The sequence below is a fragment of the Hydrogenophaga sp. genome, assembly GCF_022844385.1.
In the GTDB taxonomy this organism is placed as follows: domain Bacteria; phylum Pseudomonadota; class Gammaproteobacteria; order Burkholderiales; family Burkholderiaceae_C; genus Hydrogenophaga.
Map to the genome: position 1 here is coordinate 14,691 of NZ_JALHLX010000040.1, position 4,239 is coordinate 18,929.

General features: G+C 64.7%; 4 protein-coding genes. All 4 read right to left on the reverse strand.

Going from position 1 to position 4,239, the window contains the following annotated elements; all coding sequences use genetic code 11:
• On the reverse strand, positions 1–1,394 hold a 1,394-nt coding region (locus Q0C59_RS09420; RefSeq protein WP_291214429.1), incomplete at its 3' end, for a malonyl-CoA synthase.
• A gap of 32 nt (positions 1,395–1,426) precedes the next feature.
• On the reverse strand, positions 1,427–2,188 hold the full coding sequence (locus Q0C59_RS09425; RefSeq protein ID WP_407066552.1) for an enoyl-CoA hydratase/isomerase family protein: 762 nt from the start codon (positions 2,186–2,188) through the stop codon (positions 1,427–1,429).
• A gap of 13 nt (positions 2,189–2,201) precedes the next feature.
• On the reverse strand, positions 2,202–3,194 hold the full coding sequence (locus Q0C59_RS09430) for a tripartite tricarboxylate transporter substrate binding protein (RefSeq protein ID WP_291214431.1): 993 nt from the start codon (positions 3,192–3,194) through the stop codon (positions 2,202–2,204).
• Positions 3,195–3,229: 35 nt separating this feature from the next.
• Positions 3,230–4,239, reverse strand: a 1,010-nt coding sequence (locus Q0C59_RS09435; RefSeq protein WP_291214433.1) for a malonyl-CoA decarboxylase domain-containing protein, incomplete at its 5' end; no start/stop codon positions are given.

A 4,239-nucleotide genomic window follows, 5' to 3' on the forward strand; every position in this document is an offset into this window, starting at 1 on the left:
GCGTCCACCTGCGCACCCGGCTTGGCAATCAACAAAGCCACACCCACCTCACCAAAGTCGGGATGCGGCACACCGATCACCGCGCTCTCGACCACACCCGGCATCTCGTTGATGTAGCCCTCGATCTCGGCCGGGTACACGTTGTAGCCGCCCGAAATGATCAGGTCCTTGCTGCGGCCCACGATGTTCACGTAGCCCCGCTCGTCAATGCGACCCACGTCGCCGGTCTTGAAAAATCCGTCGGCGGTGAATTCTTCGGCAGTCTTCTCCGGCATGCGCCAGTAACCCTTGAAGATGTTGGGCCCGCGCACCTGAATGCCGCCGATCTCGCCCGTCTGCACCAGGTTGCCGTCGTCACCCATCACACGCAACTCCACACCCGGCAACGGGAAACCCACCGTGCCGCCGCGCCGCTCGGTGGCGCCGCCATGGCGCGCGTCGGCAGTGCAGGGGTTGGAGGTCAGCATGGCAGTCTCGCTCATGCCGTAGCGTTCCAGGATGGTGTGACCCGTGCGGGCCTTCCAGTCGTTGAACGTTTCGATCAACAAGGGCGCCGACCCCGAGATGAACAAACGCATGTGTGCCGCCTGCTGCGCCGTGAGTGTGGGCTCGGCCAGCATGCGGGTGTACAGCGTGGGCACGCCCATGAACACCGTGGCTTCGGAAAACTTGGCAATCGCCAGCTTCGGGTCGAACTTCGACATCCAGAACATCTTGCTGCCGTTGATCAGCGCGCCGTGGATGGCCACGAACAGGCCGTGCACGTGGAAGATCGGCAGCGCGTGGATCAACACATCGTCGGGACGCCAGCCCCAGTAGGTCTTGAGGACTTCTGCGTTGCTGCGCAGGTTGCCGTGCGTGAGCATGGCACCCTTGCTGCGGCCGGTGGTGCCGCTGGTGTAGAGGATGGCGGCGAGGTCGTCGTCCTTCCGAACGACGGGCGTGTGACGATCGCTCATGTGGGCGGCACGCTCCAGCAGGCTGCCGGTGCGGTCGTCGCCCAGCGTGAACACGTGGCGCGTGCCGGCGGTGAACGCGATCTTGCTGACCCAGCCAAACTGGCCCGGGCTGCACACCACCACCGCAGGCTCGGCGTTGCCGATGAAGTACTCGATCTCCGCGCTCTGGTAGGCGGTGTTGAGCGGCAAAAACACATGGCCCGCGCGCAGCGTGGCGAGATACAGGACCAGCGCTTCGACCGACTTTTCCACCTGCACGGCCACGCGCGAGGCGCTCGGCAGCGCCAGCGAATCGAGCAGGTTGGCCACCATGGCCGAGGCGCGGTCGAGGTCGCGCCAGGAGTAGTGCAGACCGTCGTCGGTCTCGATGGCCACGCGGTCAAGATCTTGCGGGAAGGCCGCGCGCAGGGCGGCAAAGAGGTTGGAGTTGTCCATGTTCTGGTCAGCAAAGTGGTGTGACAAAAAAATCAGAAGACTGCAGGCCGTTTGGCCAGAAAAGCCGTGATGCCCTCGCGGTGTTCGGCGCTGTCGGCGTAGCGGAAGGCACCGTCTCCCGTTGGAGCCGCAGCGCCCTGCGTGGCCCGCAAGGCCTGTTTGTTGAGCCGCGCGGCCTGCGGCGACAACGCAACGATGCGCTGCGCACGCGCCAGCACGGCGCTGGTGAGCGTGCCGTCGGGCAGCACGGTGTTCAGGAAGCCGCGCGCCTTCATCTCGGTGGCGTCGAACACCGCAGCCTCCAGCAGCATTTCGCGTGCGGTCGCTGCACCGGCTTCGCGGGCCACGAGCGCGGTCTCGCGCGGCGCCATGGGAAAACCCAGCTTGGCGATGGGGGCGCCGAAGCGCGCGCCGGCCGAGGCCACGCGAATGTCGCAACAGCTGGCCATCTCCACCCCGGCGCCCATGCAGTTGCCTTCGATCTGCGCGAGCAGCGGCAGGTCACACGCGAGCATCGCACCCAGGCCACCCCACACTTCGTCTTCATGAAAAGCGCGCAAGGCGACCTCGTCGAATCGGAAGTCGGGGTACTCGGCAATGTCGCCACCCGCGCAAAAATGACCGCTCTCGCCAGCCACGATCACGCAGCGTATGTCGGCTCTGCCCTGCAAGTCCTCGAAGACTGCCTTGAGTTCACGCCACATCGCGCGCGACATGGCGTTGAACTTTCCCGGATGAGAAAGGGTCACTTGCGCCACCTGACCATGCATGGTCAGGTGGACTCGTCCGCTCACAGAGGTCAACTGATCAGTCCAGCTTGGCGCCCGATGCCTTGACCACGGCGGCCCACTTGCGCACTTCACCCTTGACGAAGGCGTCAAACTGCGCACCGCTCACGTTGGCGAACTCGGCGCCCTGGTTGGCCCACACCGCCTTGGCTTCGTCGGTGCTCACCGCCTTGCGGATCTCTTCGATCGCACGAGCCTGGGCATCGGCCGGTGTGCCCTTGGGCGCCCACACGCCGTACCAGGTGGTCACGTTGTAGTCGGGCATGCCGAGTTCGGCGGCGCAAGGCACGTCGGGGAAGGCCGGGTTGCGCTTGGGGCCCGAGACCATCAGCGCCTTGATGCGCCCACCCTTGATGTGGCCCGCCGATGAACCCAGACCGTCGAACATCATGTCGACCTGACCGGCGATCAAGTCGTTGAGCGCGGGGCCTGCGCCGCGGTAGGGGATGTGCGTGATGAAGGTGTTGGACTGCTGCTTGAACAGCTCACCCGCGAGGTGGTGCGAGGTGCCGCCACCGGCCGAGCCGTAGTTGAGCTTGCCGGGGTTGGCCTTGACCTGCGCCATGAACTCCTTGAAGCCGGCGCCCGGGATGTTCTTGGGGTTGACCACCAGCACCTGCGGCACGCTGGCCACCAGGATCAGCGGGATCAGGTCGGTCTCGATGTTGTAGTCGAGGCGGGGATACATGCTCGGAGCGATGGTGTGGTGCACCGCGCCCATGAACAGGGTGTAACCATCGGGCACGGCCTTGGCCGCGATGCCGGCACCCAGCGTGCCGCCAGCACCGCCACGGTTGTCGATCACCAGGCTCTTGCCTGCCAGACGCGTGAACTGCGCGGCCATGGGGCGGGCAAACGCATCGGTGCCGCCGCCAGCGGGGAACGGCACGATCATCGTCACCGGCTTGGTGGGCCAGGTGGACTGGGCGTAGGCCGCAGTGCCGGTACCAAAAACGGCGGCGCCCGCGACGGCAGCGCGCAGGACATCCCTGCGATTGAAGTTGTCGGTCATGTTTTTTGTCTCCTGTGGTTTTGAAAAAAACAGCGTCAAAGGTACAGGTCTTCGATCGCTGCGGCTATCGGGATCTTTCCCTGCGCCAGCCAGGCGCGGTGTTTCTCCAGGCGTTTAAGGTCATAGAGGTAATTGACCATCAAGCCATACGATTGTTTGGAACCTTTGTTCGACGGATCGCCTGCCCAGTTCAGGCGCTCAACCCTCGCGCCGTTGCCGAGGTGGAAACGCGCCACCGGGTCCAGCGGCTTGCCGCCCTGCATTTCCTTGCCCAGGTAGCGCGCGGCCCAGCCCAGCAGGGTCTTGCGCTCGGGCGCGGACTCGGTGAGCTGCTCCAGGTTCTCCCAACTTTTGAGCAGTTCTGCGGGTGCGTTCTTGTTGAGCCAGGCGCGCAGTCCCGGTATGGGCGAGAGCGTCACGAACACCTTGAGCCTGGGAAACTCCTGGTGCAGCGTCTCGACCACGCGCTTGATGAGCGAATCGCCAAAGCTCACACCACGCAGCCCGTTCTGGGTGTTGCTGATCGAATAGAAAACGGCGGTGTTGGCCTTGGCAATGTCGACCGGCGCGGCCTCTTCGTCCAGCAGTGGCGTGATGCAGTCTGCAATCTCGTTCATGAGCGCGACCTCGACAAAGATCAGCGGCTCCTCTGGCAGGCGCGGATGGAAAAAGCCGTAGCAGCGCCGGTCGCCATCGAGCCGGTTCTTCACGTCGGCCCAGCTGCGGATGTCGTGCACCGCTTCGTACTTGATGAGCTTTTCCACCAGCGAGGCCGGTGAATCCCAGCTGATGCGGCGCAGCTCCAGAAAGCCCACGTCGAACCAGGTGGAGAACATGTACTCCATCTCCACGTCCAGCGCCTGCAATCGTTTGTCCCCCTTGAGGTGGGACTGCATCTCGGCACGCACATCAACGAGAAAGCGGATGCCCTCGGGGTGCGCGCTGAAACGCTGCAGGATGCGCCGGCGCGGCGACACCGTGGCTCGGCGGTACAACACCTCGGCCGCGGCTTCATCGGGCGTGCCCACGGCGGCGGCAAACTGGG